Raw genomic sequence first — 4293 nt, forward strand, 5'->3', positions numbered from 1 at the left:
CCGTCGTCAGCGGGCGCGCGCGCCCGGCCATTCAGAGGCTGGCCGATCCGCACCGATTTGCTAGGATGTGGGCCGTTGCTCAACCCCCGAAAGGATCCCATGGCCCAGCAGTACGTCTACACCATGATCGGTCTGAAGAAGATCGTGCCGCCCAACCGCGAGATCCTGCGCGGTCTCTGGCTGTCCTTCCTGCCCGGCGCGAAGATCGGCGTCATCGGCCTCAACGGCGCGGGCAAGAGCACCCTGCTGCGCATCATGGCCGGCCTCGACGACGACTTCATCGGCGAAGCCCATGCTGCGGAAGGCGTGAGCGTCGGTTTTCTGCCCCAGGAACCCGCCCTCGACCCGGGCACGGACGTGCGCGGCAACGTCGAGCAGGGGGTCGCCGCACTGAAGGGCAAGCTCGACCGCTTCAACGAGATCAGCATGAAGATGTGCGAACCGGTCGACGACGACGAGATGACCCGGCTGATGACCGAGATGGGGGAACTGCAGACCGAGATCGATGCCCATGACGGCTGGGAGCTGGACCGCAAGCTGGAGATCGCCATGGACGCCCTGCGTTGCCCGCCCGGCGACGCGGAAGTGTCCACGCTGTCGGGCGGTGAGGTCCGCCGCGTCGCCCTCTGCCGTCTGCTGCTGCTGAAACCCGACCTTCTGCTGCTGGACGAGCCCACCAACCACCTGGACACCGAGAGCGTGGCCTGGCTGGAGCGCCATCTGCGGGAGTACGAGGGCACGGTGGTGATCGTGACCCACGACCGCTACTTCCTGGACAACGTCACCGGCTGGGTGCTGGAGCTGGAGCGCGGCCACGGCATTCCCTGGGAGGGCAACTACTCCTCCTGGCTCGAGCAGAAGCAGGCGCGGCTGCTCCAGGAGCAGAAGCAGGACCAGGCGCGCCTCAAGACGATCGAACGGGAGCTGGAGTGGGTGCGCACGGCGCCCAAGGCACGCCACAAGAAGAGCAAGGCGCGGCTCGGACGCTACGACGAGCTGGTCGCCCAGGAGCGCGAGCTGAGCCGGCGCTCCGCCCAGATCTCCCTGCCGCCGGGGCCGCGTCTGGGGGACCTGGTGGTCGAGGCCAGCGACCTGCACAAAGGCTACGGCGACACGCTCCTCTTCGAGAACCTCTCCTTCAACCTGCCGCGCGGCGGCATCGTGGGGGTGATCGGCCCCAACGGCGCCGGCAAGACTACGCTGATGAGGCTGGTCACCGGCGCCGAGCAGGCCGACGGCGGCATACTGCGCATCGGCGAGACCGTCCGGATGGCCTACGTCGATCAGCTGCGCGACGAGTTGTCGGACGACAGGACGGTCTGGGAGGAGATCTCCGGCGGCGCGGATGAACTGGACCTGGGCGGGCGCAAGATCAACTCGCGCGCCTACTGTGCCGGCTTCAACTTCCGGGGTGCCGACCAGCAGAAGAAGCTGGGAGTCCTCTCGGGCGGCGAGCGGAACCGTGTGCATCTCGCCACGCTGCTCAAGTCGGGAGCCAACCTGATCATTCTCGACGAGCCGACGAACGACCTGGACGTCGACACGCTCCGCGCGCTGGAGGACGCCCTGCTGGAGTTCGGCGGCTGCCTGGTCGTGGTCAGCCACGACCGCTGGTTCCTCGACCGGATCGCGACGCACATCCTCGCCTTCGAGGGCGAGAGCCGGGTGTGCTGGTACGAGGGGAATTACAGCCGCTACGAGGAGGACCGCCGGGAGCGTCTGGGGCTCGACGCGGACCAGCCGCATCGCATCCGCTACAAGCGGCTCACCCGCTATTGAGCCATCCCGCGCGCACCGGCCCTCCGGAAGAGAGAGGACCCGGCCTGCGCCGGGTCCTTCGTTTCGCCGTTGTCGGCGGTTCCGGGTTACCGGTAGGTGGCCTTGACCTCACCCCAGGACAGATCGTCGTTGGGGGTCGCATCGGCCGCCGTATCCAGCAGGAACTGGGTGAATTCCGGCGCCTCGCTCTGGTTGGCGTAGACGTTGGGATGGGAGTCGCTGTTGGAATGCGACCGTTCGTAGTCGTAGCGCAGGCAGTTGGCCTGGGCGGAGCCGTCGTCGGGATGGGCCATCCGGTCGAACAGATCGTACCAGCGGAGATTGGCGTGGCCCGACATGTATTCGGCGCTGCCCAGCCAGTTCGCGAAGGCGCGGGCACGCGCGGCGACGGTCGCGTTGGTCGCCAGCCTGTGGCGGGGCGGCGGCGAGATTATCACGAAGACCCGGTTCGGGTACTGGTCGAAGACGTCCCGCATGTCCAGATACCAGTTCTTGTACTGCTGGAGCATGGCATCGCTGGTGATGTCGCAGGTGGGGAAACAGGATTTGAAGGCGATGACCTGATGCTGCTGGAGTATCGCCGTGCGGGCTCCGTTACTCGTGGTCCACAACTCGTGCAGTCCGTCCGGATAGGTGTTGTCGCCCGGTATGTTGTAGCTGTAACCGAGGTAGGTGCCGTCCGGATTTCGCAGGCCGATGTAGTTGTAGTCGTGGTCCCAGAATCCGACCTCCGAACCACGCGCGAGGTTGTAGGCCTGCACCGCGTTGCGGACGTTGCCTTCCTCGATGAGGTTCCGGCCGGTGGAATGGTGCAGGAAGAAGATGTTGTTGGCCGCGAGGGCTGTGTTGACGCCCATGGCCAGGACGAGGACCAGGCACGCCGTCGCTATCATTTGCCGTTTCACCATGTTTACCTCCGGGGTTGTAAACCGGCAGGACAGCAAGACGGCGGCCATGCGCAGCGCAGGAACTACAAAAAGGCGCTAATAATATAATTTCTAAGATTATAGAGCAGTAATTATGTGGATTCATCTACGCAGTCGTCGGGGCGAACGTGTGTAACTCGCAGGGCCTCAGCGACATTTCTTGTCCAGCCGTTCACGGATAGAAGTCTCCAAAAAGAGACGGGAGAGCCTGAGCCCTCCCGCCGCTGACGTGTCGATTGCGGAGACGCGCCGTCTGTTCAGGTCATGAAGAAAGTGTTGCACATCCGTCAATGCATTCAGCGTGATCTGAACCTAAGGAATCGCAACCTGCATGGCAATAGCACACCGGATTTTTTTCACACGACGAGGACGCCCCGGGTCACAGGTGCACGTTGATTCCGGGCAGCAGCCTCAGTCCCGCCGGGTTGTTGCCGGCGTAATTGAACAGCCCGATCTGGACCCCGTGGAGTTCAGGTGTCCAATTGAGGATGCCGATTTGCAAGCCGGTCGCCGTTTGGTCTGCCCGGTTATAGGCGCCGACGGCCAGGCCTTTCATGTCGTGGGCGCGCAGGTAGGCGCCCGCCACCTGGACTCCCTCCATGCTCGTGGCGCCGATAGCAACGCAGGACACCGCGAAGCCGCCGATTGAATCGCCGTCTACGCCGAGGCCGCCGACGAAGAGGCCGGCCATGTCGTCGCCGCCGACGCCGAGGCCGCCGACGAAGAGGCCGGCCATGTCGTCGCCGCCGACGCCGAGGCCGCCGACGAAGAGGCCGGTCATGTCGTTGCCGCCGACGCCGAGGCCGCCGACGAAGAGGCCGGTCATATCGTTGCCGCCGACGCCGAGGCCGCCGACGAAGAGGCCGCCCATGTCGTCTCCACCCATGCCGAGGCCAGTGGCGAAGACGCCGGTCATGTCGTCGCCGGTCAGGCCCAGCCCGGCGGCGAAGATGCCGTCGAGGTCGCCCCCGGCCAGCCCCAGGCCCGCCACGCCGATGCCCCTCATCTCGCCGACCGCGGTGCCCAGGCCGCTGAACGCGAGACCGTCGAACACCTCGAAATCGCACAAGGCCAGGTTCACGGTGAGTCCGTTGCCCCGCGCCGCGCGCGTGCCGGCGAACCCGATGGAGACGCCGCTGACGTATCCGGCCGGACTCTCTTCGGGCACCCAGAGGGAGACCGTCATACCGCTGAGCCGTTCCAGCTCCGCGTCGCGGATGTTCAGGCGCAGGCCCGAGAAGTTGCGGGAATTGCCGAAGCCGAGTCCCGATCCGCGCACCGGTATGTCGAGCGAACCGGCCGTCGCCTTGGTCGTGAACGAGACTGCCAGCACGGCGATGATCAACAGCGCGTGTGCTCCACGCATGCGAACGACCTCCTTTCGCTGGCAGGTATACGCACGATGCCCCGGCCGGGTTACCCGCGGGGCGATCGCGACGAATGAAAAAGGCTCATCCGGCTGAAGCGTAGTTGGTGTCATGCAGAGCGTAGATCTTCAACTTGAAGAACTCCGGGTCACGGAAGCCGTACGCCTTCCTCTGCATCAGCTTGATCTTCGTGTTCGTCCCCTCCAGCGCTGCGGTCGAGA

4 protein-coding genes are annotated in these 4293 nt (G+C 65.3%); 1 reads left to right on the forward strand and 3 read right to left on the reverse strand.

What is annotated here, in order from left to right:
• Positions 1 to 99: 99 nt before the first annotated feature.
• A complete protein-coding gene (ettA, locus tag KJ554_01800; protein ID MBU0741067.1) occupies positions 100 to 1779 on the forward strand; it encodes an energy-dependent translational throttle protein EttA in 1680 nt (559 codons plus the stop codon).
• A gap of 86 nt (positions 1780 to 1865) precedes the next feature.
• Here ettA and KJ554_01805 read toward each other — a convergent pair whose 3' ends face one another.
• The 3 genes from KJ554_01805 to KJ554_01815 all read right to left on the reverse strand — a co-directional run.
• Positions 1866 to 2687 (reverse strand): hypothetical protein, encoded by an 822-nt coding sequence (locus tag KJ554_01805; protein ID MBU0741068.1) that lies wholly within the window; start codon positions 2685 to 2687, stop codon positions 1866 to 1868.
• Positions 2688 to 3084: 397 nt separating this feature from the next.
• The gene (locus KJ554_01810) at positions 3085 to 4071 is read right to left on the reverse strand and encodes a hypothetical protein (protein ID MBU0741069.1); all 987 of its coding nucleotides are present in this window, start codon (positions 4069 to 4071) and stop codon (positions 3085 to 3087) included.
• Positions 4072 to 4156: 85 nt separating this feature from the next.
• Positions 4157 to 4293 (reverse strand): transposase (locus KJ554_01815; GenBank protein MBU0741070.1); only part of this gene is annotated, 137 nt, incomplete at its 5' end.

The sequence above is a fragment of the bacterium genome (assembly GCA_018814885.1).
In the GTDB taxonomy this organism is placed as follows: Bacteria; Krumholzibacteriota; Krumholzibacteriia; order LZORAL124-64-63; family LZORAL124-64-63; genus JAHIYU01.

Excerpts from the sequence above, each read along its gene's own strand:
- KJ554_01805 (MBU0741068.1), bottom strand. The coding sequence starts at position 2,687 with ATGGTGAAACGGCAAATGATAGCGACGGCGTGCCTGGTCCTCGTCCTG.
- ettA (MBU0741067.1), top strand. The coding sequence starts at position 100 with ATGGCCCAGCAGTACGTCTACACCATGATCGGTCTGAAGAAGATCGTG.
- KJ554_01810 (MBU0741069.1), bottom strand. The coding sequence starts at position 4,071 with ATGCGTGGAGCACACGCGCTGTTGATCATCGCCGTGCTGGCAGTCTCG.